Here is a 272-nt window from a genome sequence, read left to right on the forward strand (position 1 = left end):
CGTCGTAGCGGTAATCGACGGTCGTGCCGTCGGGCAAGGTCTTGCGCAGCAGGCGTCCTGCAGAATCCCTTTGGTAAGCGGTGACCCGCTGGCTACCGTCGGCGCCGAATTCGGTCTTTTCCAGCAGGTGGCCGTTGAGGTCGTAGGCGTAGCCGGTGCGTTGGCCGTCGAAGCCGGTTTCCTGTCGGATCAGTCCGTTGGGCGTGTAGTCCAGCTGATATTTTTCACCGGACTCGTTCTCGATTTCCGTCAGCAACAGCCGCGCCGAGTCG

The 272-nt window shown here is 61.8% G+C and carries 1 protein-coding gene; it reads right to left on the bottom strand.

Going from position 1 to position 272, the window contains the following annotated elements; all coding sequences use genetic code 11:
• A partial coding sequence (locus HU762_RS26575; RefSeq protein WP_186641892.1) for an RHS repeat domain-containing protein occupies positions 1 to 272 on the bottom strand: 272 nt, incomplete at both ends.

It is taken from the genome of Pseudomonas sp. SWRI92 (genome assembly GCF_014268685.1).
In the GTDB taxonomy this organism is placed as follows: Bacteria; Pseudomonadota; Gammaproteobacteria; order Pseudomonadales; family Pseudomonadaceae; genus Aquipseudomonas; species Aquipseudomonas marvdashtae.